Raw genomic sequence first — 25,100 nt, 5'->3', positions numbered from 1 at the left:
TTATCATTTTTGCTAATTGCTCACACATAAGCTTTGTTTTTTTCTTCATAAACAATTTCCCCTTCAAAAATCGTTAATACTGGAACACCTGTTACTTTCCAATTATGAAATGGTGTATTTTTACCTTTTGAAGAGAATTTATTTTTATCAATTATTAACTCTTTATCTAAGTCAATTAAAGTAAGGTCAGCTACTTCCCCTTCTGCTAATTTACCAAACGGTAATCGAAAAACATCTGCGGGATTTATCGTTAACCAGTCAATTAATTGTTTTAATGAAACTTTACCTGGCTTGACTAAATACGTATAGAGTAGTGGAAATGCTGTTTCTAATCCAACAATTCCAAATGGAGCTCTAAGCATTCCTTGTTCTTTTTCCACTTTACTATGAGGTGCATGATCAGTTGCAATAAAATCAATTGTTCCATCCAACAGTCCTTGAAGTAATGCTTCTTGATCCTCTTTACTCCTAAGTGGTGGATTCATCTTAAAGTTCGTATCCTCCTCGTGGATAGAGTCTTCGTTCAGTAATATGTGGTGTGGCGTTACTTCCGCAGTAACATGAATGCCCGCTCTTTTAGCATCTCTAATTACTCTTACTGATTCCTTTGTACTAACATGGCAAACATGATAATGACATCCAGTAGCTTCTGCTATTAACACATCACGAGCAATTTGAACCGACTCACTTAATGAAGGAATACCTGGCAAGTTCATCCGTTTACTTACTTCCCCTTCATGAACAACTCCTCCATAAACAATGGAGTTATCTTCACAATGAGCAACAATAGCTTTACCATAACTTGATGCTTCTTTCATAGCACGGTACATTTGGTCTGCGGTTTGTATTCCGACACCATCATCTGTAAAAGCAAAAACATTCATTTTAGACAAATTTTTCATATCTGTTAGTTCTTTACCTTGCAAATCCTTTGTGATGGATGCATATGGTAACACTCTAACTAATGCATCTTTATTAATCTTTTCTAGTAAGCTAATAATCTTTTCTTCATTATCTGGTACGGGATTTGTATTAGGCATTGCACAAACAGTAGTATAACCACCTCTTGCTGCTGCTTCTGTACCAGTTTTAATTGTTTCTTTATGCTCTCCACCCGGTTCACGCAAATGGATATGTACGTCTATAAAACCAGGAGCTAATAATTTTCCATTACAATTAATCGTTCTATCTACCTTTATATTTTCAATTGTTGTATTTATAGCATTAATTTTCCCTTCTTCTACCAAAACATCACAAATTTCTAAGCTACCATCATCCAACAATCGAATAGCGTTCTTTAACAAGATTCTCATCAATAATCCCCCATTCCTGTAATACATGTGTTAATAATGCCATTCTTACATAAACACCATTATTCATTTGTTTAAATATTCTTGATTGATCACATTCAACTAAGTCATTGTCAATTTCTACTCCACGATTGATAGGTGCAGGATGTAGAATGATTGCATTTTTCTTCATTTTATTTTTCCGTTCTTTCGTTAAACCGAATTGTTCCAAGTATTTTACATGTTGATTATTTTCTGTGTGACGCTCATGTTGGATCCGTAATAACATTACAACATCACAAATTTGAGTGGCTTCATCAATACTTACATATGGAAAATCAAGTGAATCATCTTCAAAACCCGGTGCAGCACTAAGATAGACATTTGCTCCAAGCCTTCTTAGAGCATGAGCATTCGATTTCGCTACTCGACTATGAATGATGTCACCAACGATTACAATATTTAAATTTTTAAAGGTTCCAAACTCTTCGTAGATAGTTAGTAAATCCAACAAGCATTGGGTTGGATGCTCCTTCTTACCTGCTCCTGCATTTATAATTGGAATGTTAATTCCTGATGCTAATTCATTTATCCAGTCATCAGATTCATGTCGTATAATGGCAACATTTGCCCCAATAGATTCAAATGTTTTTACTGTATCGTATAGTGACTCTCCCTTTTTCAAGCTAGAACTATCTGCATGAAAATCTAAAACCTCTAAACCCAATTTCCTTTCCGCGACGATGAAACTCATTTTCGTTCTTGTACTAGGCTCAAAGAATAAATTTGCTGCAAAAAGTTGTTTTGAAACCGTAGCATTTTCTTTTTTGTATTTCCAAGCATTTTGAATGATTCTGTAAATCTCTTGATTTGTTAACTGATTGATGGAGAAAAAATGTTTCACGGTTAACACTCCTTTTTGGTTTACATATGAACTGCATATATCTTGATATTTCATAAGTATAAAAAAACCTCTTTGCGCTTTTTGGTCGCAAAGAGGTACACGTGCAGAAATTTTTAGCACACGTAAAACAAGCGACCTTGTAAATCTCTCTGGATTTAATTAAAGGTCTTATACATTTTTTTAGTTTTCATATATCGAAACAAGTTCTTCCTTATCGACTTCATTCAATTGAACAACGATTACTTCCTGTTCGGACGTAGGTATATTTTTCCCAACATAATCAGCACGAATTGGTAATTCTCTATGCCCTCGATCAACTAACACGGCAAGTTGGATTTGGGAAGGTCTCCCGATATCCATCACAGCATCCATTGCTGCCCTAACAGTTCTTCCAGTATAGAGAACATCATCAACGAGAACTACTTTTTTATTTGTAATATCAGTCGGAATATTCGTTTCTTTCAGTTCTGGTTCATTACTTTCTACCGCTTTTTGTAAATCATCACGATATAAAGTAATATCCAATTCACCAATAGGAACTTTTAACCCTTCTATTTTCTCAATTTTTTCTTGAATTCGATTAGCAAGTGGTACTCCTCTAGTTTTAATCCCTACAATTACGATTTCTTCTCCACCTTTATTTTTTTCAAGTATTTCATGCGCAATCCTAGTTAATGCTCGATTAATAGCTTTTTCATCTAATATATCCGTTTTTTTCTGCAATTTTACTACCCCCACATAAAAAACCCCTTTTCCAAAAGGAAAAAGGGGTTAAGAATACATACCACATATCTCAACAAATTCAACGTACCCTTTTTAGCCTCTCTGGACTATATTTAAAGGTGCATATTCATTTTTTATATTATTTCAATAATCGTTAAATCTGTCAATACATTTGTTCGAACTGTAATAATAATTCTTGAAAATAACTAGGTGGTTCTACTTCAAAACGTAACCATTCATCTGTAATTGGATGGCGAAATCCTAATACTTTAGCGTGTAGTACTTGTCCGTTCGTGTCCATTGTTTTTCTCGGGCCATATTTAGGATCCCCAACTAATGGAAAACCAATATAACGCATATGAACACGAATTTGATGGGTACGACCAGTTTCAAGTTGACATTCAACATGGGTGAAATCATTAAAACGTTGTAAAACTTGAAAATGGGTAACGGCATGTTTGCCATTGTCAACAACACTCATTCGTTGTCTATCATTTGGATCTCTACCAATTGGTGCATCAATCATGCCAGTGTCATGATTAATTTCACCATGAACTACCGCTTCGTATTTACGCTCTACATCCTTATTGGCAAGTTGTTCCGCTAAACTTATATGTGCTTTATCACTTTTTGCGACTACTAACAAACCACTAGTATCTTTATCAATTCGATGAACTATCCCTGGTCGCTCGATGCCGTTAATTCCTGAAAGATCCTTACAATGATATAATAACGCATTAACTAATGTACCAGAAGAATGACCAGCAGAAGGGTGTACGACCATTCCCTTTGGCTTATTGACAACTAATACATCTTTATCTTCAAAAACGATATCTAACGGAATATTTTCGGGGTTGATGTCAAGTTGTTCTACTTCTGGTAATTGCCAAGTTACAATATCCCCTACTTGACACTTATAGTTTGCTTTAACAACTTCACCATTAACTTTAACTAGATTTTTTGTAATCCATCCTTGCACTTGTGAACGAGATGTCTCTTGATTTATATCCGACAACAATTTGTCGACTCTTTTTTTACCTTCTGTTTCCGTAACAATATGCTGTTGAGTCATTTATGCCTTTCCTTTCTGTTGCTTCTCATCTAAAAAAGTAGCAATAATAACTAAAATTACTCCAATGGTTAATGCGGAGTCTGCAATATTAAAAATTGGAAAATCATAACCAAAAATAATAAAATCAAAAAAGTCTACAACCTCTTGATGTAATAGGCGGTCAATAAAGTTGCCTATAGCCCCACCTAAAATAAAACCAAGAGCTACAGCAAACAATTTATTTTGTTTTCCATATTTATGTAAATAATAAAGAACACCTGCGATAACGATTACCGTTATTAAATAAAAGAACCCCATTCTTCCTTCTAGTATTCCCCATGCCGCTCCACTATTCCTATGTGAAGTTAAATAAAAGAATCCTTCGATGACTGGAATTTGTTCATATAATTCCATGTTTTTTACTACTAAATATTTTGTAAATTGATCAAGTGCAATCAAAACAATCGCAATAAGATAGTAACGATACATTCCCTTAGCCTCCGATATAAACTACTTGTTGGTCTTAAAGTCTAGATAAAATCCTTAGTTAATCTTATAACTAATCCAGTCAAAATTCAATTATTAATAGGATTATATTATTTGAAATAGACATGATAAAAGGAGTACAAAATCAAACGATTTGTACTCCTACATCAATAATTACCCTTGATAATGTTCTTCTACAACTTCCGCACAGCGTGAGCATAATGTTGGATGTTTCTCAATTTCTCCAACTGTATCAGATGCAACCCAACATCTATCACATTTTTCACCTGGATGTTTTTCAACTAATACATCCACATAACGGTATTCACTTGTATTTGGAGCTTCATCTAAAACTTTTGCTTCAGATACAATTAATAATTGGTGAACATGATCAATCGTATTTAAAACTTCTTTTGTTTCTTTATCTTTTGCTACTAACGTAACTTTCGCTTCTAAAGATTTACCAATAATCTTCTCATTACGAGCTTCCTCTAATGCTTTTAAGACATCATTACGTACTGCCATAAAGTGTTCCCACTTATCTTCTAAACCAGTAAATCCTTCTACCTCACGTGGTTCAGGAATATCTGTTAATTGTGGGCTTTCCTCTTTAACCCCTGGAATGTACTCCCAAACTTCGTCAGCAGTATGTGGAATAATTGGTGTTAATAATTTTACAAGTGTTGTTAAGATTTCATAATATCCTGTTTGAATACTACGACGACGATGATTATCACTAGCTTCAATATATAAAATATCTTTAGCAAAGTCTAAATAGAAAGAGCTCAAATCATCTGCACAGAAATTATGAATCTTATGGAAAATCGGTGAAAACTCATATCTTTCATAACTTTCACGAGTTTCTTTAACTAATCTTTGTAGACGGTGAAGCATGAAGCGGTCTACTTCTTCCATTTTAGCCTCTGGTACACGGTCTGTTTCTGGATTAAAGTCAGCAAGATTCGCAAGCATAAAACGGAAAGTGTTACGAATTTTACGATAACTTTCTGATGTTTGTTTTAAAATATCATCTGAAATGCGAACATCCGCTTGATAATCCACAGAAGCAACCCAAAGTCGTAAAATATCTGCACCTAACTGTTTCAACACTTTAGATGGTACGATTACATTTCCTAATGATTTACTCATTTTTCGTCCGTTTCCATCAAGTGTGAAGCCATGACTTACAATTGATTTATACGGTGCTTTACCAGTCACTGCAACAGCCGTCGATAGTGAAGAGTTAAACCAACCACGATATTGGTCGCTTCCTTCTAAATACACATCGGCAGGTCTTCTGTGATCTTCACGATTTAATAATACTCCTGCATGTGAAGAACCAGAATCAAACCAAACATCCATAATATCCATTTCTTTTGTAAATTTGCCATTCGGACTATGTTCAGATGTAAATCCTTCAGGTAATAAATCTTTTGCTTCCCTTTCAAACCATACATTAGAACCATGCTCAGCGAATAGATTAGCTACATGTTCAATTGTTTCGTCTGTAATGATCGGCGTACCATCTTCACCATAAAATACAGGAATAGGGACTCCCCACGTACGTTGACGAGAAATACACCAATCCTCACGGTCTCGAACCATATTATATAATCTAGTTTCTCCCCAAGCAGGATACCATTTAACTTCCTTAATTTCATTTAAGATATTTTCTCTAAAGTCCTTAATTGAAGCGAACCATTGTGCAGTTGCACGGAAAATCGTTGGTTTCTTCGTTCTCCAATCATGTGGATAAGAGTGAGTGATAAAGGACATCTTCAATAATGCACCGGACTCTGATAGTTTTTCTGTCACAACTTTGTTAGCATCATCATAAAACATACCTTCAAAACCAGGTGCTTCACTAGTAAATACACCTTTATCATCTACTGGTGAAATAGTTTCTAAACCATATTGATTGGAAATGAAGAAGTCGTCTTCCCCATGACCAGGTGCTGTGTGAACACATCCAGTACCGGCATCAGTTGTTACGTGTTCCCCTAGCATGACTAGTGATTCGCGGTCATAGAATGGATGTTTAGCAGTTGCACGTTCTAATTCATTTCCTTTAAATGTTTTGACAACTGTTGGATTTTCCCATTCTAGTTCACCAGTTAAGTTTTCAAGCAGTGCTTCTGCTACTACGAATTTATCGTCATTAACTTCCACTAACACATAATTAATATCTGGGTGTACACTAATACCCATATTAGCTGGTATAGTCCACGGAGTAGTAGTCCAGATAACAATTTTATCTCCTTGGTCCAATACCCCTTTTCCATCTACTACATCGAAAGCAACATAAATAGATGCAGAACGTTTATCATAATATTCAATTTCCGCTTCAGCTAAAGCTGATTCAGAAGACGGAGACCAATATACTGGTTTTAATCCTTTATAGATATACCCTCTCTTGGCCATTTCGCCAAACACACGAATTTGTTCAGCTTCGTATTCTTTCGCAAGTGTTAAATAAGGGTTATCCCAGTCGCCTCGTACACCTAATTGTTTAAACTGGGTACGTTGGTTATCTACTTGTTTCATGGCGTATTCTGCACATAATTTTCTAAATTCAGCAGTAGTAAGTTTTTTTCGATCCACTTTTTTATTTTTAGTTAAAGCTGCTTCAATTGGTAATCCATGTGTATCCCATCCAGGAACATACGGTGCGTGAAATCCTGACATAGATTTATAACGTGTAATAAAGTCTTTTAGTACTTTATTCATCGCATGCCCAATATGAAGGTCTCCATTTGCATATGGTGGTCCATCATGCAAGATAAATAATGGACGGCCTTTTGTTCTTTCTAACGATTTTTCATATAGGTTATTTTCTTCCCATTTTATTTGTCGTTCTGGTTCTTTGTTTGGCAAATTTCCACGCATTGGAAAAGCTGTTTTCGGCATTAGTAATGTTTCTTTATAATCCACTATATTTTCCTCCTTGTTTAACATTCGTTATAGTAATTGGGTTCAACTATTATCAATTTTTTTGAAAACAGTAAACATTAAGAAATAAAAAAATCCTCTCAGATCCCAAAAGGGACGAGAAGACTCGCGGTACCACCCTTATAAATTCAGAATAAAAAAATTCCAAATTCACTCGATATTCGTAACGTGAATAAGACGTCCAACCCTACTAAATATTTTCGAATCGGATACTCAAGAGTGATATTCTAAAAATGTGCTATACTGGGCTCACACCAATTCCCAATTCGCTTGAAAAGCAACTATTTTTATACTGTCTCTATCATCGTATTTAAATTATTTTACGTATCTGTGTATGCATTATATGTAATTTTTAACAAAACGTCAAGATTAAGACTCTTGGTTTGCTAATTCAAATTCTCTCTCCATATCAACATCAAACACTTCATCCCAGTCATCTGAACCGATTAATTCTAGTTGTGCTTCCACTAGCATTTTTAAACGAGTTCGAAACACTTTTGCTTGTTTCTTTAATTCTTCCACTTCCATAGATATCTTACGAGATTTACTTAATGCCTCGTTAATTATTCGATCGGCATTCTTTTCTGCTTCTTTAATAATTAATTTTGATTCCTTCGTAGCATTTCCTTTTAATTCTTCTGCTGTCTCTTGTGCAATTAAGATAGACTTATTTAACGTTGTTTCAATATTGGTAAAATGACTTAGTTTTTCATTCATTTGTTCAATTTTTTCTTTTAACTCTTTTTTCTCACGAATTACCATTTCATAATCTTTAATAACTTGATCTAAAAACTCATTTACTTCATCTTCATCATACCCACGAAAAGCTTTCGTAAATTCTTTGTTGTGTATATCTAATGGTGTTAACGCCATATTATTAACCTCCCTAATATTCCTTAATATAAATAGATATAAGTTCTCTTATCAGTATACCAATAAAATTCAACAAAAAATATGAAATTCCTGCAAAAATAGATAAATTCCTTAATTATAATATAAAAGTTATCATGTTTTGCATCGTATGGAAAGTATATTTTTATATAAAAAAAGGACTCATCATGATATCTATTATAAATCAAAATGTAGTCCCTCTTCCTAAATTTGTAGTAAAGCCGTTGTTATTCTAGTTTTTTCTTTCTTCGTTTGACCGTTGATACTTATTAACTTACTTCTACCTTTACCTCGTAAGGAAATTAAATCTCCTTCTCTAAGAATAAACTTACTATCTTCTACTAGTCGATAGTTTACTTTAACAAGCCCTTTTTCAATATATCCTTGGGCTTCTTTACGTGAAATATGATAAATCTCTCGTATTATTGTATCTAGGCGTAATGAAGAGACTACTTTATCAGAAAAAGCCCATACGGATTCTTTATTTATAAACGTATTCGTTGGGACCTCTTCCCATTTAATAGATGCTCTTTTTATCGCAGTTAAATTCATCATGACATAGGTAGCAATATCTTTGTCAACGACAATTTGTATTATTCCATCCCCAACAAAGATATCTCCCATTTTTTTACGTTGAATCCCTAAAGATAAAAAGGCACCTAAAACATCCCGATGAGTAAGCGAGATAAATTTCTCATGATACGTAGCTTGAACTACTGCAAGATTAAAATCTATATCCGAAATTTCTTCATAGAACTGAGCAATGATGGCTCTCTTTCGTTCCGTATAATTTCCACCACCAAATAATTGAAACTGGACTTCATCGTGTGATTTACCAATTAACATCTCAATAATTTGCTGTTCTCGAGGATCTAAAAAATCAGTGAGTTTCGTTTGAAAGGACCGTTCCACCTGTTCTTTCCATGAAAGTACTTGATCAATGAATTCATGTTCCTCTTTACGGAAATGTTGATAAATATCCATGTATTACATCACCCGTAAATTAATCTAGCCAACATTTCAAAAACAGCCCATAACCCTCTACTTGCCAACTGCAACACTAAAATAGCAACAATTGGAGAAATATCGATCATGCCAAGTGGAGGTATAAATTTTCGGAATGGTTCTAGATATGGTTCATAAAGTTTTGAGAGTATCTCTCCAAAAGAGGATTCTCTTGCTCCAGGAAACCAAGACATAAAAATATAAATAATTAATCCAAAACTGTATATTCGTAATACGTTCGTGAGAATTTCAAATATTGTATATAACACCATGAATTTTAAACCCGTCCTTTACTTAATCTTCATATGATTCGGAAATGTTGCCTGATACATCCACATTGTCAGGAGCACATAAAAATGTTTGTGATCCGAGTCGTTGGATAACACCGTTTACTGCATATACAGTTCCACTTAGGAAGTCAACAATCCTCTTTGCTTCGTTTGTTTCAACTCGTTGTAAATTAATAACAACAGCACGTTTATTCACAATATTATCAGCTATTTGCTGGGCTTCTTCATATGTTCTTGGCTCACATAGAACGACTTTTGATGAGGCAGTTTTAACACTTTTTAGATTGATTACGTTATTAGTAGTCGTGTTATTATTAGTTAATGGTTTCAACTTAGTTTCTGACTCTTCGACTTCTTCAACATATTCATATTCATAGTCATCATCCATTGCAAACAAAGTTTTCAACTTGTTTTTTATACTCATTCACTCCACCTCATTTGTTAGACCCAACTAATTTTGAGCCGATTCTAATATGGGTTGCACCCTCTTCTATTGCAATATCAAAGTCATTACTCATCCCCATGGATAAATACTCACAAGGTGCATGATTGAATTGTTTTGCTTTAACTGTATCTCTCAATTCTCGTAACTCACGGAAAACATTATGTATTAATTGCTTATTATCAGTGTACGGTGCCATAGTCATTAGTCCAACAATACGAATGTTTGTATATACGGCTACTTCTTCGATAAAAGAAAGTACATTTTTAGGATCCAAACCGTGTTTGGACTCCTCACCACTAACATTTACTTGTACAAAGCAGCCAACCGTTTTAGTTGTACGTTTGTTAATTTCCTTAGCTAATGACAGTCTGTCCAAAGAATGTATAAAATCTACCTTTTCAATAATATCTTTTACCTTTCTCGTCTGAAGACTACCAATAAAATGCCAGTTTACTTGTTCCTTAAAAGAATTGTATTTTTCCATAAATCCTTCTTGACGATTTTCCCCAAGATTAACAATCCCAGCATCAATTACTTCCTTTGTTCTATCAATTGTAACATATTTCGTTACTGCAATAATGGTAATTTCATCAGGTTGACGATTTACTTTTTGACAAGATTCTTCAATAATAGCATTAATTTCTGCCAAATTTGTTGAGACATCCATTATTACGTATTTCTCCTCCTTACAGTTTAACAACAATAACCAATAAAACCTAACATTCGACCAGTTTTACCATTATCTCTTCGGTGAGAGAAAAAAAGATTATTATCTCTAAACGTGCAATATTTTGTTACATCTATATTACTACGAATTATACCAGATTGTACAAGGATTTCGACATTTAGCTGTTTTAAATCTAATAAATAATGATTATTATTCGTTGGTTCCGTTACTTGATTTCGAAAATCATCAGGAATTTGCTCAAAGACAAAATGATCAATTTCATAATTGGAATAAGTTATGCAAGGTCCTACAACAACAAGGATATCCTCTAGATTAGAGCCAAGTTTTACAAATTGTTTTGTCATTTCCTCAGCTATTCTTTTCACACTTCCTTGCCAACCAGCATGTGCAATACCAATATATTCTGTATGGGGATCAAAGAAAAATAGTGGGACACAATCAGCAAAAAATGCTGTACAGAGTATTCCTTTTTCTTTCGTAATTAATCCATCAATTCCTTTAATAGAAGAATCAATTGTTATCGAACCTCTTCCAGCATCAGCCACATGAACATGATACACTTTATTACTATGTATTTGCTCTGCTGCAACCCACTTATCTAATGGAATAGTCAACGTTTCTGCTAATTTTCTTCGATTTGCAATAACATCTTTATAATCATCAGAAACATGCAGTCCAAAGTTATTCGATTCAAAATCACCTTTACTATTCCCACCATTTCTAGTGGTAAATCCAACTTGTAAATTGGGATTTAACTCTTTCCACTTATTAATTAGAAGTAAATCATTTACATTCAACTGTAAAATATCCTCCAACGATTGTTCCTCCTACGAATTGGTCTATTCAATATATAATTTAGGTCCATCTACATCTTTTACTAAAATTACATCTGATCCAATTGTTACAATTTGCTCCCAATATATCATTAATTCCTCTGGTTTTCCAAAAAAACCACCTTTTTTATCTTTGCCATAAATAACGAGCGCAATAATTCTGCCACGGTCTGGATCAATCTCTAAATCAGAGATGTGACCAAGTCTCCTACCATCATTAACAACGATTACTTCTTTCACTTGTAATTCTGATAATAATATCATTACGGCTCACCTACCCTTATTATCCATATATATGCTTATCTATTAAGGATAATTCAGACCAGTTTAAATCAAAATTTCCTAACCATGTTATCCTTTCAAAGGGCAAAAAGAAAGAGAATAAGCATTCTATGCCTATTCTCTTTCTTGCTATTCAAACATCTGCTTATTCATTTGGCTAATTGCTGCTTTTTCAAGTCTTGAAACTTGAGCCTGTGAAATTCCAATTTCATCTGCAACTTCCATTTGTGTTTTCCCTTGGAAAAAACGCTTATTCAAAATCATTTTTTCCCTTTCATTTAGTCGAACCATTCCTTCTTTTAAAGACAACTTGTCAACCCAGGAATCATCTTTATCCTTATCATCACTAATTTGATCTACTACATATATAGGGTCTCCACCATCATTATATATCGGTTCGAATAATGATACTGGATCTTGAATAGCATCCATTGCAAACACAACATCAGAATGCGGAACACCCATCTCTTTGGCAATTTCTGCTGGTGTAGGCTCTTTCGAAGTTTTATTTATTAATTTTTCTCTTACTTGCAATGCCTTATATGCAATATCCCTTAACGAACGTGATACTCGAATTGGATTATTGTCACGTAAATACCTACGTATTTCACCAATAATCATCGGTACTGCATAGGTGGAAAATCTAACATTATGGCTTAAATCAAAATTATCAATGGATTTCATTAGTCCAATACAACCGACTTGAAATAGGTCATCTACATATTCTCCTCGATTGTTAAATCGTTGAATAACACTTAATACTAATCGTAAATTTCCATTTACTAATTCTTCTCTTGCAGATATATCGCCACCTTGCATTCTTACAAATAATTCCCGCATTTCTTCATTTGTTAAAACGGGTAATTTTGATGTATCGACACCACATATTACTACTTTATGTCTAGTCATTCTATACCCTCCCATTGGAGATGCTGTTCATGGTCAGTATCTCCTAGGAAGGAAAAATTTATGCAACACTCATTAGGAATTTAAGGAGTAATATTTATTAAAAAGCTATTTAAATACATGCTACACCATTTTATTAAATTCTTTTTTTAATCGACGAATTATTTTCTTCTCTAAGCGAGAAATGTAAGATTGCGATATTCCTAACATATCTGCAACGTCTTTTTGCGTTTTTTCTTCTTCTCCAACTAATCCAAATCGAAGCTCCATTATCTGTTTTTCCCGAGCATTAAGTTGGGATAATGCATTTTGTAATAGATGCTTATCTACTTTTGTTTCTAAGTTTTTTGTAATGATGTCTTCCTCTGTACCTAAAACATCTGATAATAATAGTTCGTTACCATCCCAATCAATGTTCAATGGTTCATCAAATGAGATCTCTGATTTTAATTTATTATTTCTTCTCAAATACATTAATATTTCATTCTCAATACATCTCGATGCATATGTAGCAAGTTTAATTTTCTTTTCTGGGTTAAATGTATTAACAGCTTTAATTAAACCTATTGTACCTATACTTATCAAATCTTCAATATTAATTCCTGTATTTTCAAATTTACGTGCAATATACACTACTAATCTTAAATTTCTTTCAATCAATACCGATCTTGCAGCACTATCCCCTTTTGTTAGAAGTACTAATAGTTTACTTTCTTCTTCTTTTGATAAAGGGGGTGGTAGAGCTTCACTTCCACCAATATAATAAATCTCATCCGATTTTATTCCTAATTTTATTAGTAACTTATACCACCAAACTTTTATTTTTAACATCATTTTTTTCATTCCTATCGCTCCTTTTTTAGACAGCTAATTAATATAGTTAAGTATTTTGAAAATATAGTTTTGAACGTACCATATGTGAATCGTTTTCCATTAAGCTGAGTGTATTGTTGCTAGTTGAATAATTTGTGGATGAAGGAGACAGTGATATCGATTGTCCTTTGTTAACTCAGCAAACTGTATTCCGATTAATATTTTTGTAGAGATAATTCTTTGTTCGCCATAGAAAATTTCTATTTTATCTGGTTTAATGCTAAACAAGAAATTACTTTTCCCCTCCACCCCTTGAAAAGGAACTATTTGAATTAAGTCCACCCAATTAGTAGGGATGTCATCAATATTAAAGTGATTATAGGCCTGTTTTAAACTCTGCCATTCCTTGCTAGTAAACCATTGTTGTAAAAATTCCTCATCACAGATAACAACAGGCCGTTTCGTTAAAGGGTCAACTAACTGATTACCACTATCAATGTATCCTGTTGTAGAGTAACTTTGGTTATTAATTGTAATGTTAACGTTATATATTTCGTTGTATCGAATCTTTTCTATTGCGTGCTTGTCCATACGATTCTTCGTAAACCAAAATACAATCGGAAATCCAATTACAACAAATACCCAACTTATCGGATCACCATAACCTGTGTTAAAAGATAAAAATCCTACAGGTGATAGGGCAATTGGATTCTGTAGCAAGTAATGTAGTGCAAATAACCCACCTCCGATGGCAAATGAAACAAAATAAAAGATGAACCATTGTTTTAACATCCGGTTTACTGTTTTAAAGCGGAATGTTATAAGGATAATGAGAATAGAATATATTAACTTACCAATTACAGTTGTTAAGTATGAGTTTGGAAAATATAAAGTTAGCGGGACAATTAATGATGCAAAGAAAGCACCAAATATCAATCTACTTTTTGATGTAGCTTCTCTACATAGGGCTTGTGTTAACATTAATAGCATGAAATCAAGAAGAAAGTTCAACACCCATACTGCATCAAGGTAGATAGTCATTCTATTCTTCCTTTCTAGTACATTGCAAATCTGTATTTATATGCATGGAAGGAATTCACTCCTTGCTATGTAAGTAATTGTTAGAACTGATATAAACTATAAAATGAAGTATATACTAGTTATCAAGCGAAGTCTGTCACTTCTTGTATGCAAAAATATGCTAATTTCAACTAGTTATGTCGAGGAAAAATTAGAAGGAAAAAAGGTAATAGTAGAAAGTTTAATTAAAGAATAAAACATAAGCAAACAAAAAAACGTACAGTCTACTTTCGACTATACGTTTTTATATGTTCTCTTAACGATTGCGATTTCTATTTCTTAAAAATGTTGGTATATCTAAAATATCTTCTTCTTGTTTAGGGCGAGAAGTTTGTGTGTGTTGTTCTCTAGTATTAATATCTTCATTTACTCTTGTTGCAGCATGTTGAGTATGTCCAACAACAGGGCGTCTTGCAGTTGGTTGTTCTACCTTTTTACTTTCGTCAAAACCAGTAGCAATTACCGTTACGACAATTTCATCTTTTAAATCTTCATTAATAACGGAACCAAAGATTACGTTCACTTCTTCATCGGCAGCATTCGTCACTAAATCAGCTGCTTCTTGTACTTCGTATAGACTCAAGTTTGTACCACCAGTAATATTCATCAAGATACCATGAGCACCATCGATTGAAGTTTCCAATAAAGGAGAAGAAATAGCTTTTTTTGCAGCCTCAGTAGCACGATTTTCACCTGTTGCTACTCCAATACCCATTAATGCGGAACCTTTATTAAACATAATTGTTTTAACATCGGCAAAGTCAACATTAATTAGTCCTGGCTTCGCAATTAGATCAGAGATACCTTGTACACCTTGTCGTAAAACATTATCTGCTTCTCTAAATGCTTCAAGCATTGGCGTGTTTTTGTCAACAATCTCTAATAAGCGATCATTCGGGATGACGATTAGTGTATCTACACTATTTTTTAATGCTTCAATGCCTGAGATTGCTTGAGTAGATCTTCTGCGTCCTTCGAATGAGAATGGACGTGTTACAACACCTACAGTAAGTGCACCTAAGTCTTTTGCAATTTGAGCGATTACTGGTGCAGCTCCAGTACCAGTTCCACCACCCATACCAGCAGTAACAAAAATCATATCTGCACCTTGAAGAATTTCTTCAAGTTGCTCTTTACTTTCTTCAGCAGCTTTTTTTCCTACTTCTGGATTAGCACCTGCACCTAATCCTCTCGTAAGTTTACCGCCAATCTGAATCTTTGTTTCAGCTTTTGATAAATTTAATGCTTGGGCATCCGTATTTGCAGCAATAAATTCTACACCCTCAACTCCATGCTCAATCATCCGGTTGACAGCGTTATTTCCACCGCCACCAACACCAATAACTTTTATAGTAGCTAATTGGTCAATACTCGTATCAAACTCTAACATTTTCGTTCCTCCTATATGCAAAATACAAGATTTCTAGAAGCTAATTTTCCGAGTGGGAACGCTGATTAATCGAAGAAATACTTGAATAAATTAGCAATTCCAGATTCTTTTTTATCTTTTTCAGTTCCAGTAGTTTTTGTTGGTTGTTTTTTTATCCGTTTAGGCTTTTGTTCTTCCATTGTTGCGGTTATTGCAGGAGAAAATTCCTTGCCTTGAATTTTAGCATTATGATAAGCGAATTGTAATATTCCAACTCCTGCAGTAAATTGAGACTCTCTAACACCAATATAATCTGGTATAGCATTTCTCACATTAGCTTGAAAAACATCTCTAGCAAGTTCTAAAGCACCAGGCATTTTCATCGTGCCACCAGTCAGAACATATCCACCTGGTAATTCATGGTAACCCATTCTGCGGATTTCTCTTTCTGCATAAGCATAAATTTCTTCAAGCCTTGCTTCAATCATATCTGCAATTTGAAGTTGATTAAACGTCTGTTTCGCATTGCTACCTATTGTAGACGCCTCAAAAACTTCATCTTCCTGTGCATCATTATAAAAAGCATGACCATGATTTAATTTAATATCTTCTGCTTCTTCCGTTGTTGTACGAAGCCCAATAGATAGGTCCTTAGTAATATTGTCCCCTCCTAAAGGGACAACACTTGTTGAAACGATATGGTCATTTTCAAAGATGGATACCGTTGTACAGCCGCCACCAACGTCAATTAATGCAACTCCAAGTTCTTTTTCATCTTTTGATAAAGCAACTGTACCTGAAGCTAGGGGCTGTAGACAAATATCAGTGACATTCAAGTTAGCTCGCTCTACACATTTTAAAATATTATGTAATACAGTTTTCGAACAAGTAATGATTGTACCTTCCATTTCTAGTCGGACACCAATCATCCCTCGAGGGTCAGTAATCTCGTCTAGGCCATCCACAATAAATTGCTTAGGAATGACATCAATAATTTCTCTTTCAGGAGGAATTGAAATTACTTGTGCCCCATCGATTACACGTTTAACATCTTCATTTGTAATTTCACGATTTTCACTTTGAACAGCTACAACACCATGACATGGCTGAAGTTGAATATGATTTCCACTAATTCCAACTACTACACTATCAATTTGCATACCTACCATACGCTCTGCCTGTTCAACCGCACTACGTATAGAATGTACTGTTTGATCTATGTCAACGATAGCACCTTTTTTCATGCCATTTGATTTTGCTGTTCCAACACCAATAATGTTTAAGGAATCATTTAATACTTCACCAATAATTACTTTAATTTTTGTCGTACCTATATCAAGACTGACAAGTATGTCATTGTTGTTCAACAAAGGCACCTCCAATTTCAAAAGCATCGAAGAAAATGATAAATTTTCTTTATGCACAATATTATTTTCTCTAACTATCTATTACTATACTATAATCTACTATTTTAAAGGATTTTTTAGAAAAAAGAAATATATATTAGTTATTTCTTTACAAATATCACATTTAGCTTAGTAGTAACGGTAAAAACACCGATTTAGATACTAATAAAATGACTATTCAATGTCTTCATTTTCTTGATTGTACGATGCTTCTAGTTCTTCTTCTGTCATCTCTTCATTGAACGGTTTAAAATAAGCTCCAATTCCTATGTGGATAATCCCTTCCTTACTTGGATCTAATTGAGCTGCAATAGAGGGATATACTGTCATTTTTTCTGAGAAATCACGGATAGAAGATTCAACCATATTACCATCGCTCATGTAAAGAGTTATTGTATTTTGATTCTTTTCCGTAGGATTCCAGTGAAGTTCAGAAATAATGTTAAATATTCCTTTTGGGAGTTTTGAAAGTTCCTTAGAGATTTCAATCAACTTCTCTTCGTCTGTGAAATTAACTAGTAATGGCGCATCTCCATCTAGATATTCTTTACTACTTTCAGTAAACAAACTGCCATTTGCTAGTATTGGATAATACGCTTGACCTTTTTTTATGTAACCAATTCGCTTATGTTCCGTAATATGAATTGCTACTGTAGAAGGTAATTTTGTTTCAATTTCAACAGTATCAATTATCGGAACTTCTTCGAGAGCTTGTACAATTTCTTCCTTCTTGATTGTCCAAATGTTTGTATTTTGATGAAGGCCAGATCGATTGATAAGTTCTTCATCTTCATAGAATGAGTTACCATTTACAATAATAGATTTCACATGACTTAGTGGTGATTGAAGATAGACAATGATAGATATTAAGAAGAAAAAAATAGATAAATAGAAAATGAGACGTCTATTCGCCTTTTTTTTGCGGGCTTGTTTCAATTTAGGAATTCGATCCTCTATCGAAACAATTTTTTCTTTCGTCATTCTATTTCTTCCTTTTTAAAAAATTCACATAGTAAAACGGCATACCAGATGCCGTTTCAACTGAGTTATTTTTAATTATACCATATCATGCACAAAAACATATAGTACACAAGCAAAATGTTTAATGATTAATTTTTACCAAATTTAACACATTTTTATTAGAGATTACTAGATTCTACTACTCTTACTAATATTTAGTAATATTCCGACCGAACATAAAGTTAATGTTAGTGACGAACCACCATAGCTCAAGAATGGTAATGTTATACCTGTAACCGGTATCAACCCAATTACAACACTTATATTTATCATCACTTGTACGGTTAACATAGACACAATACCAAGTGCTAGGAACCGACCAAATAAATCAGCTGCTTCAATGGCAACCCGAATGCCTCGCCAAAATAACAAAACAAATAAAAGTAATAGTAATGTACCACCAATAAAGCCTAATTCTTCTCCCAATATCGCAAAAATAAAATCTGTCTGTGGTTCAGGTAAATAAAAATACTTCTGTAAACTATTACCTAACCCAACACCCATTAATCCACCTGGTCCAATAGCGTATAAAGATTGGATAATTTGAAATCCATCACCAAGCGGATCTTCCCAAGGGTTAAGAAAAGCAGTAATTCTACTTATCCGATATGGAGCAGAAGCAATTAAAAATACAAACCCAACTATCCCTAACAACCCTAATCCTACAAAATGAGATATCCTTGCTCCTGAAACAAAAATCATAATCATACATGTTAATACTAGCACCATACCCGTTCCTAAATCTGGTTGTAGCATAATTAATCCGAAAGCCGTAAAAATAAGCAGTAGTGCAGGTAGAAACCCTTTTCGAAATGATGTTATATACTTTTGATTTGTTGATAAGTAAACAGATAAAAAAATGATTAGTCCTAACTTCATAAACTCAGATGGCTGGATACTAAACGCTCCTACACCGATCCAACTTTGGGCTCCACCACGCGTTAATCCAACACCTGGAATTAATACTAGTAGTAGCAAGCTAAAACAAACAAATAAGATTATTTTGGAGTACTTGGCCCAATTGCTATAAGGTATGTACATAAAAAATAACATCCCTACTACTCCAACACCCGCAAAAAGCAGCTGTCGTTTCACAAAGTATAGTGAATCTGCATATTTATACTCCGCCCATATATATGAAGAACTATAAACCATTACGATCCCTATAAGTAATAACATAATTATTATCGTAAATAAAAAATAATCTGGCTTGTCCTTTAAGGAAGCTTGCTTGTTAAACAAAAAAAACACCCCTTCTTACAACAGTAAATTAGGGGCGTTAATCTATATTAATTTAGTAATCTTCTACATTACAAGCCCCTACTTTATTGTATGCACGGCCTGTACAAACATGTCTCCTCTTTCTTCAAAAGTCTTATATTGATCCCAACTAGCACATGCAGGGGATAATAATATAACATCACCTGGAAGTGAAGTGTCATATGCTTTGTATACTGCATCAGTTACATTCTCTGCTTCTATAACAGAATTAATGCCTGCTTTCTTCCCAATTGTTTTTAATTTTTCAGCTGTTTCACCAAACACAACCATACTTTTAACATGATTTAAATAAGGAACTAAATCATCAAATTCATTCCCACGATCTAATCCACCAGCAAGTAGTATTGTCGGCTGATGAAATGAAGATAATGCTTTTTGTGTAGCTAAAATATTCGTTGCTTTTGAATCATTATAAAAAGAACGTTCATTAACAGTAGCAACAAATTGTAAACGATGGGAAACCCCTGTAAAAGTGGACAAAACCTTGTAAATCCCTTCATTATTTGCACCGGTTAATTTTGCAGCACTAACAGCAGCCAGAATATTTTCTAGATTATGGGATCCTACTAATACGATATCATCTAGATCCATAATTTTCTCTTCTTTAAAATAAATTGATTTACTATCAGCCCATGCACCATCTTTTTGTTTACTCGTAATAGAAAACGGTATTTTTAATGATTTCGCTGTCTGGATAAGCTTCGTAACATGTTCGTCTTCAGCATTGTAGATTAAGTAATCATCTTGCTGTTGATTAAGAAAAATATTAGCTTTTGCTTGGTAGTAATTATCAACAGTCTTATGATAATCAAGATGGGCCTCAGATAGGTTTAATAACACTGCTACTTTTGGTCTAAAACTTTCAATACCCATTAGTTGGAACGATGAAAGTTCGACAACCATCTTTTCATCTTCCTTTAATTCTCTGGCTACTTCTGTTGCAACAATTCCAATGTTTCCTGCAAGTTGGACAGAAAGGTTGCTCTGTTTTATCATCTCGTATATTAATGTTGTAGTTGTTGTTTTCCCATTGGAACCTGTTATTCCAATAATATCAGCAGAAGTTAATTTACTAGCTAATTCAATTTCTGTAATAATTGGAATATCCCTTTTCATCGCTTCAATTAAGATAAAATTTTCATATGGAATTCCAGGATTTTTTACAATTAAATCGATATCATCTAGAACTTCTAGTGGATGTGATCCTACGACAACTTCTGCTCCTAGACCACGCAAATATAAAACTTCTTCATCATCTTCGGACGCTTTTAAATCATTGATACGAACGTTTTTATTATTTTCAAGTAGAATTTTTGCTGCAGCAGTTCCACTTTTTGCAAGTCCTAAGACAAGCACATGAGAATAAGGAAAATCATCTAATTTATTCAACTTAGCCACACCTCAATGTATATACCAAGAGCAGCAAAAATAAGTCCTACAGTCCAAAAAGTAGTTACTACACGCCACTCAGACCAACCAACTAACTCATAGTGATGATGTAATGGACTCATTTTAAATACCCTCTTACCGGTAGTTTTAAATGATATAACTTGGATAATTACAGATAGAGTCTCCATTACAAACACCCCACCTATAATTACGAGTAAAATTTCTAACTTAGTTAATATGGCTACTGTGGCTATCGCACCACCAAGTGCTAATGAACCAGTATCCCCCATGAACACTTTTGCTGGATGAGCATTAAATACTAAAAATCCTAATAAAGCACCTACAACCGCTAATGAAAAAATAGCAACCTCAACTTGAGGTGTACCATACCATGCAAGGATACCAAATGCTCCAAAGGCGATGGCAGCAGTCCCTGCTAGCAAACCATCTAGGCCATCAGTTAAATTTACAGCATTCGATCCCCCTACTAGCATAAATATGATTAGTAATGCATATCCAATTCCTAAATCCCATTGAATGTCTGTTCCTGGGATTTGAATGTATGTTGGGAATCCTTGATTCTTTAGTATGATAAAAATAATAATTGCAATTACAAGTTGACCAAGTAATTTCTGTTTAGAAGTTAATCCGAGATTTCTTTTTAAAGCAACTTTTATAAAATCATCTAAAAATCCTAATAATCCATAACCTAATAATACGAACAATAATAGCCATAATTCATAGCCTATTGATCCATTTACAAGCTTACTAGCCATAATAATCGAAGTTATGACAATACTACCTATTATCATTACTCCACCCATTGTAGGCGTTCCTGATTTCTTCAGATGAGATTTCGGTCCTTCTTCTCGTATACTTTGTCCAAACTTTAAACGTCTTAAAAACGGAATTAAAATTGGTGACAAAAGGACGGTAACAAGAAATGCTATCGCTATTGTTATAATTAAACTAGTAATATTCATATATATCCTCCTCCAATACAAACCGTCCAAAATATTATTGTTCTTATAATAGTTTTCTCTAGAAAGTTGTATAGAATTTAAATAGTCAATTTTCATTTTATATTTCAGACCAAATCAAAGTTAGCTTATAATCTAGAGGGGAGCACCCTCTAGATTTAGCTCCACATTATTGTAATTGTCTAATGACTGTTTCTAATTCCATTCCCCTAGAACCCTTAAATAAGATCAAGGTTTGATTGTTTAAATAATCTTGTAATTCGTTTGGAACATCTTCCTTATTCTCTATATGTTTAACCGTCATATTAGGAAACTTTCCCTTAACTGCATCTGAGATAGCCTTCGAATCGTTTCCAACAGTATAAAGAACTGAAATTTGTTCATTAATTACGTTTGCTACATTTGCATGTAATTTTTTAGATTGATCACCTAATTCATATATATCCCCTAAGACAACTACTTTTGTCTCGAAACCATCCATTTGTTTTACAACTTCAACAGCAGCCATCATAGAGGTTGGAGATGCATTATAGGCGTCATTTATTAAAGAGACATCATTCCTCCCTTTTAATAGTTCAAATCGCATCCCAGTTAATTGTAATGTTTCTAAAGCTTTCTTAACTTTTTCTTTAGGTATTCCGAGCAACTTCCCAATTATAATACCATAACCACTATTTTTTGCATGATGGGAGCCAAGTAAAGATACAGTATAGTCTTCTCCATCAGATCCAGTAAACGTTGTTTTATGATGCAAGATTTCAACATTTGAAATAACGAAATCATTTTTTGAACTAAATCCTACTTTTACTACATTATCTTGTTGATGAACATGATTAAGTAATGATTCATCTCCATCAATAATTAGTTTACCTGTATTACTTAATCCAGTTATAATTTCTAATTTCGCTTTAGCAATTCCTTCACGTGAACCTAAATACTCAATATGAGACTCCCCAATATTTGTAATTACAGCATAGTCTGGCTTTGCAATATTGGATAATAGTTCAATTTCTCCAAAACTACTCATACCCATTTCCAAAACTAACACTTCTGTCTCGCGCGGCATGGATAGAATAGTAAATGGTAAACCGAGTTCATTATTTAGATTCCCATTAGTAAAATGAGTTTTATATTGCTCTTTAGCAATGGATGCAACAATATCCTTTGTTGTTGTTTTACCATTTGAACCTGTAATACCTATTACTGTAGGATTTATTTCATGACGATAAGCATTAGCTAGAAATTGTAATGCCTTTATCGTATCATCTACATAAAAAACAAGAAAACTTTCTGGTAATCCTTCTGGTTCCTTTCTTCCTTTTTCCCATAGTGTCGCTATCGCACCATTTTCGTATGCTTGATTGATAAATTCATGACTATCAAAGTTTTCACCGACAATCGGAATGAATAAAGAATCTTTAGCTTTTTTCCTACTGTCGGTTAAGATACTGTCAATCTTTTTATCCGTTACTTCTCCTTTTACATTAGGGAAAATTTTGTTCAGCCAATTCACAGTAAATAACATATTATATCTCCTTATTGTCTAGTGCTTCCTTTGCAATTTCTCTATCATCAAAATGATACTTCGTATGGCCAATTTGCTGATATGTTTCATGGCCTTTTCCTGCAATTAATATAATATCACCTTCGGTAGCTTGCTGAATTGCGTAATTAATTGCGTTTTTACGATCAATAATAACTTGATATTTTTCTTTCAAATTATCTAATCCTTGAATCATATCATCAATTATCACTTTTGGATCTTCCGTCCGAGGGTTATCAGATGTGAAAATTGCCTTATCTGCGTAGGTTAAAGCAATATTAGCCATCAATGGTCTTTTTGTCCGGTCTCTGTCTCCACCACAGCCGACAACAACAAATACTTTCTTTTTAGCAAACTCACGAATAGTTGTAAGTACATTCTCTAATGAGTCAGGTGTATGAGCATAATCAACAATAACAGAAAATAAATGGTTATGCGTTACTAATTCAAATCTACCATCTATGCCTGTTATTGTTTCCAACGCATCTTTAATTACTGGTAACGGTATACCATCTGATAATGCCGCTGCACTTGCAGCTAACATATTAGATACATTAAATTTCCCAATTAATTTACTATGGATAACAGTATTCCCAACTGGGCTACAAAGTAAAAACTTGGTTCCTGATGGTGTTAGAGTTATAGATTTAGCCATTACCATAGCCTTATTGTCAATACCATACGTAACTACAGATTGTGCTGTTGAACGTAGTAATCGATCACTTGCTGGATCGTCTTTGTTAATGATAGCAAATTTCTTCTTCGCAGAATGATATTCATTCCCTAATTGAGCAAATAGCAAGCTCTTAGCACGCAAATAATCATCCATAGATGAATGATAGTCTAAGTGATCTTGAGTTAAATTTGTAAAAACTGCAATATTATAATCACATCCATATACTCTACCTTGGTCCAGTGCATGAGAAGATACTTCCATAATAACTTGATCCACTTTCTCGTTTACCATCTTGCGAATCATTCGTTGTAAAAACAAAGTATCTGGTGTGGTGTTATCAATTGGATAAATATCATCATCAATTTTCATCTGGATGGTCCCTATGATACCAGTTCTCTTTCCATTTTTATTGTAGATTTTATCAAGCAAATAAGTAATGGTCGTTTTTCCATTTGTCCCAGTTACTCCAATTAATGGTACTTGATTCGTAGGAAAATGATAATAAACACTTGCAGCCATAGCTAGAAATCGAATAGTGTCCTCCACTACAATTACTGGTACATTTACTTTAATCTCTTTTTCTGCAACAATTGCTACTGCACCGTTTTCGATCGCTTCATCTACATAATCATGTCCATCGACCGTAAACCCATTAATGCATACAAATAAATCCCCATTTGTAATCTCTCGAGAGTCCATTTTAATTTCATTAATTTCTATATCATATAGTGTAGAGAATTGTTTAGAAAATGGATGAAAAGAAAGAATTTCCTTTAATTTCACAAAGACATCTTCCTTTCT

At 33.8% G+C, this 25,100-nt stretch carries 24 protein-coding genes and 1 other annotated feature; all 24 genes read right to left on the bottom strand.

From position 1 onward, the window contains the following. Positions 1-20: 20 nt before the first annotated feature. The 24 genes from pyrC to IEV35_RS14425 all read right to left on the bottom strand — a co-directional run bounded on the left by pyrC (position 21) and on the right by IEV35_RS14425 (position 25,082). Positions 21-1,313, bottom strand: a complete 1,293-nt coding sequence (gene pyrC, locus IEV35_RS14540) for a dihydroorotase (RefSeq protein WP_188385393.1) — start codon at positions 1,311-1,313, stop codon at positions 21-23. Beyond that, entirely contained in the window at positions 1,273-2,193 is a 921-nt protein-coding gene (locus IEV35_RS14535) for an aspartate carbamoyltransferase catalytic subunit (protein ID WP_188385392.1), read from the bottom strand. Before IEV35_RS14535 ends, pyrC begins: the two co-directional genes overlap by 41 nt. Positions 2,194-2,373: 180 nt before the next feature. Next, the gene (gene pyrR, locus IEV35_RS14530; protein ID WP_188385391.1) at positions 2,374-2,916 is read right to left on the bottom strand and encodes a bifunctional pyr operon transcriptional regulator/uracil phosphoribosyltransferase PyrR; all 543 of its coding nucleotides are present in this window, start codon (positions 2,914-2,916) and stop codon (positions 2,374-2,376) included. Positions 2,917-3,079: 163 nt separating this feature from the next. Beyond that, positions 3,080-3,988, bottom strand: a complete 909-nt coding sequence (locus IEV35_RS14525) for an RluA family pseudouridine synthase (RefSeq protein ID WP_188385390.1) — start codon at positions 3,986-3,988, stop codon at positions 3,080-3,082. Next, on the bottom strand, positions 3,989-4,456 hold the full coding sequence (gene lspA / locus IEV35_RS14520; protein WP_188385389.1) for a signal peptidase II: 468 nt from the start codon (positions 4,454-4,456) through the stop codon (positions 3,989-3,991). It lies immediately after the preceding gene. 171 nt (positions 4,457-4,627) lie between these two features. Beyond that, on the bottom strand, positions 4,628-7,384 hold the full coding sequence (gene ileS / locus IEV35_RS14515) for an isoleucine--tRNA ligase (RefSeq protein ID WP_188385388.1): 2,757 nt from the start codon (positions 7,382-7,384) through the stop codon (positions 4,628-4,630). Between the two features lie 107 nt (positions 7,385-7,491). After that, positions 7,492-7,716, bottom strand: a binding site (T-box leader). Between the two features lie 55 nt (positions 7,717-7,771). Next, positions 7,772-8,275 (bottom strand): DivIVA domain-containing protein, encoded by a 504-nt coding sequence (locus tag IEV35_RS14510; RefSeq protein WP_188385387.1) that lies wholly within the window; start codon positions 8,273-8,275, stop codon positions 7,772-7,774. A 222-nt stretch (positions 8,276-8,497) separates the two neighbouring features. Beyond that, entirely contained in the window at positions 8,498-9,277 is a 780-nt protein-coding gene (locus tag IEV35_RS14505; RefSeq protein ID WP_188385386.1) for a YlmH family RNA-binding protein, read from the bottom strand. Positions 9,278-9,285: 8 nt separating this feature from the next. Further along, positions 9,286-9,570 (bottom strand): YggT family protein, encoded by a 285-nt coding sequence (locus tag IEV35_RS14500; protein WP_188385385.1) that lies wholly within the window; start codon positions 9,568-9,570, stop codon positions 9,286-9,288. A gap of 22 nt (positions 9,571-9,592) precedes the next feature. Further along, positions 9,593-10,012 (bottom strand): cell division protein SepF, encoded by a 420-nt coding sequence (locus tag IEV35_RS14495; protein WP_188385384.1) that lies wholly within the window; start codon positions 10,010-10,012, stop codon positions 9,593-9,595. Positions 10,013-10,022: 10 nt separating this feature from the next. Then, positions 10,023-10,700, bottom strand: a complete 678-nt coding sequence (locus IEV35_RS14490; protein ID WP_188385383.1) for a YggS family pyridoxal phosphate-dependent enzyme — start codon at positions 10,698-10,700, stop codon at positions 10,023-10,025. A gap of 26 nt (positions 10,701-10,726) precedes the next feature. Next, positions 10,727-11,536 carry a peptidoglycan editing factor PgeF gene (gene pgeF / locus IEV35_RS14485; RefSeq protein WP_188385382.1) on the bottom strand — a complete coding sequence of 270 codons (810 nt, stop codon included), beginning with the start codon at positions 11,534-11,536 and terminating at the stop codon, positions 10,727-10,729. Between the two features lie 24 nt (positions 11,537-11,560). Continuing rightward, complete coding sequence (locus tag IEV35_RS14480; protein WP_188385381.1) at positions 11,561-11,818, bottom strand: YlmC/YmxH family sporulation protein; 258 nt, start codon at positions 11,816-11,818, stop codon at positions 11,561-11,563. 147 nt (positions 11,819-11,965) lie between these two features. Continuing rightward, positions 11,966-12,745, bottom strand: coding sequence for an RNA polymerase sporulation sigma factor SigG (gene sigG / locus IEV35_RS14475; protein WP_188385380.1), 780 nt, complete (start codon positions 12,743-12,745; stop codon positions 11,966-11,968). A gap of 120 nt (positions 12,746-12,865) precedes the next feature. After that, on the bottom strand, positions 12,866-13,585 hold the full coding sequence (gene sigE, locus IEV35_RS14470; RefSeq protein ID WP_188385379.1) for an RNA polymerase sporulation sigma factor SigE: 720 nt from the start codon (positions 13,583-13,585) through the stop codon (positions 12,866-12,868). Positions 13,586-13,675: 90 nt separating this feature from the next. Then, positions 13,676-14,596, bottom strand: coding sequence for a sigma-E processing peptidase SpoIIGA (gene spoIIGA, locus IEV35_RS14465; RefSeq protein WP_188385378.1), 921 nt, complete (start codon positions 14,594-14,596; stop codon positions 13,676-13,678). A 295-nt stretch (positions 14,597-14,891) separates the two neighbouring features. Continuing rightward, the gene (ftsZ, locus tag IEV35_RS14460) at positions 14,892-16,025 is read right to left on the bottom strand and encodes a cell division protein FtsZ (protein ID WP_188385377.1); all 1,134 of its coding nucleotides are present in this window, start codon (positions 16,023-16,025) and stop codon (positions 14,892-14,894) included. A 65-nt stretch (positions 16,026-16,090) separates the two neighbouring features. Further along, the gene (ftsA, locus tag IEV35_RS14455; RefSeq protein WP_188385376.1) at positions 16,091-17,371 is read right to left on the bottom strand and encodes a cell division protein FtsA; all 1,281 of its coding nucleotides are present in this window, start codon (positions 17,369-17,371) and stop codon (positions 16,091-16,093) included. 213 nt (positions 17,372-17,584) lie between these two features. After that, positions 17,585-18,391 carry a cell division protein FtsQ/DivIB gene (locus IEV35_RS14450; protein ID WP_188385375.1) on the bottom strand — a complete coding sequence of 269 codons (807 nt, stop codon included), beginning with the start codon at positions 18,389-18,391 and terminating at the stop codon, positions 17,585-17,587. A gap of 168 nt (positions 18,392-18,559) precedes the next feature. Next, entirely contained in the window at positions 18,560-19,672 is a 1,113-nt protein-coding gene (gene spoVE, locus IEV35_RS14445; RefSeq protein ID WP_188385374.1) for a stage V sporulation protein E, read from the bottom strand. A 78-nt stretch (positions 19,673-19,750) separates the two neighbouring features. After that, positions 19,751-21,100 (bottom strand): UDP-N-acetylmuramoyl-L-alanine--D-glutamate ligase, encoded by a 1,350-nt coding sequence (gene murD / locus IEV35_RS14440; RefSeq protein WP_188385373.1) that lies wholly within the window; start codon positions 21,098-21,100, stop codon positions 19,751-19,753. Further along, positions 21,097-22,083 carry a phospho-N-acetylmuramoyl-pentapeptide-transferase gene (gene mraY / locus IEV35_RS14435; RefSeq protein WP_188385372.1) on the bottom strand — a complete coding sequence of 329 codons (987 nt, stop codon included), beginning with the start codon at positions 22,081-22,083 and terminating at the stop codon, positions 21,097-21,099. The genes murD and mraY overlap by 4 nt, the downstream gene beginning before the upstream one ends. Before the next feature lie 166 nt (positions 22,084-22,249). Further along, entirely contained in the window at positions 22,250-23,605 is a 1,356-nt protein-coding gene (locus IEV35_RS14430) for a UDP-N-acetylmuramoyl-tripeptide--D-alanyl-D-alanine ligase (protein ID WP_188385371.1), read from the bottom strand. A 1-nt stretch (position 23,606) separates the two neighbouring features. Next, positions 23,607-25,082, bottom strand: a complete 1,476-nt coding sequence (locus tag IEV35_RS14425; RefSeq protein ID WP_229740759.1) for a UDP-N-acetylmuramoyl-L-alanyl-D-glutamate--2,6-diaminopimelate ligase — start codon at positions 25,080-25,082, stop codon at positions 23,607-23,609. Positions 25,083-25,100 lie beyond the last annotated feature (18 nt).

The sequence above is a fragment of the Ornithinibacillus halotolerans genome (assembly GCF_014637405.1).
GTDB lineage: Bacteria > Bacillota > Bacilli > Bacillales > Amphibacillaceae > Ornithinibacillus > Ornithinibacillus halotolerans.
Note: the sequence above shows the minus strand (reverse complement) of the source record. Positions and strands in the feature narration are given on the sequence as shown.

Excerpts from the sequence above, each read along its gene's own strand:
- IEV35_RS14525 (WP_188385390.1), bottom strand. The coding sequence starts at position 3,988 with ATGACTCAACAGCATATTGTTACGGAAACAGAAGGTAAAAAAAGAGTC.
- sigE (WP_188385379.1), bottom strand. The coding sequence starts at position 13,585 with ATGAAAAAAATGATGTTAAAAATAAAAGTTTGGTGGTATAAGTTACTA.
- IEV35_RS14495 (WP_188385384.1), bottom strand. The coding sequence starts at position 10,012 with ATGAGTATAAAAAACAAGTTGAAAACTTTGTTTGCAATGGATGATGAC.
- IEV35_RS14510 (WP_188385387.1), bottom strand. The coding sequence starts at position 8,275 with ATGGCGTTAACACCATTAGATATACACAACAAAGAATTTACGAAAGCT.
- pyrC (WP_188385393.1), bottom strand. The coding sequence starts at position 1,313 with ATGAGAATCTTGTTAAAGAACGCTATTCGATTGTTGGATGATGGTAGC.
- sigG (WP_188385380.1), bottom strand. The coding sequence starts at position 12,745 with ATGACTAGACATAAAGTAGTAATATGTGGTGTCGATACATCAAAATTA.
- IEV35_RS14450 (WP_188385375.1), bottom strand. The coding sequence starts at position 18,391 with ATGACGAAAGAAAAAATTGTTTCGATAGAGGATCGAATTCCTAAATTG.
- lspA (WP_188385389.1), bottom strand. The coding sequence starts at position 4,456 with ATGTATCGTTACTATCTTATTGCGATTGTTTTGATTGCACTTGATCAA.
- IEV35_RS14500 (WP_188385385.1), bottom strand. The coding sequence starts at position 9,570 with ATGGTGTTATATACAATATTTGAAATTCTCACGAACGTATTACGAATA.
- IEV35_RS14505 (WP_188385386.1), bottom strand. The coding sequence starts at position 9,277 with ATGGATATTTATCAACATTTCCGTAAAGAGGAACATGAATTCATTGAT.
- IEV35_RS14490 (WP_188385383.1), bottom strand. The coding sequence starts at position 10,700 with ATGGATGTCTCAACAAATTTGGCAGAAATTAATGCTATTATTGAAGAA.
- IEV35_RS14430 (WP_188385371.1), bottom strand. The coding sequence starts at position 23,605 with ATGTTATTTACTGTGAATTGGCTGAACAAAATTTTCCCTAATGTAAAA.
- spoIIGA (WP_188385378.1), bottom strand. The coding sequence starts at position 14,596 with ATGACTATCTACCTTGATGCAGTATGGGTGTTGAACTTTCTTCTTGAT.
- mraY (WP_188385372.1), bottom strand. The coding sequence starts at position 22,083 with ATGAATATTACTAGTTTAATTATAACAATAGCGATAGCATTTCTTGTT.
- ftsZ (WP_188385377.1), bottom strand. The coding sequence starts at position 16,025 with ATGTTAGAGTTTGATACGAGTATTGACCAATTAGCTACTATAAAAGTT.
- IEV35_RS14480 (WP_188385381.1), bottom strand. The coding sequence starts at position 11,818 with ATGATATTATTATCAGAATTACAAGTGAAAGAAGTAATCGTTGTTAAT.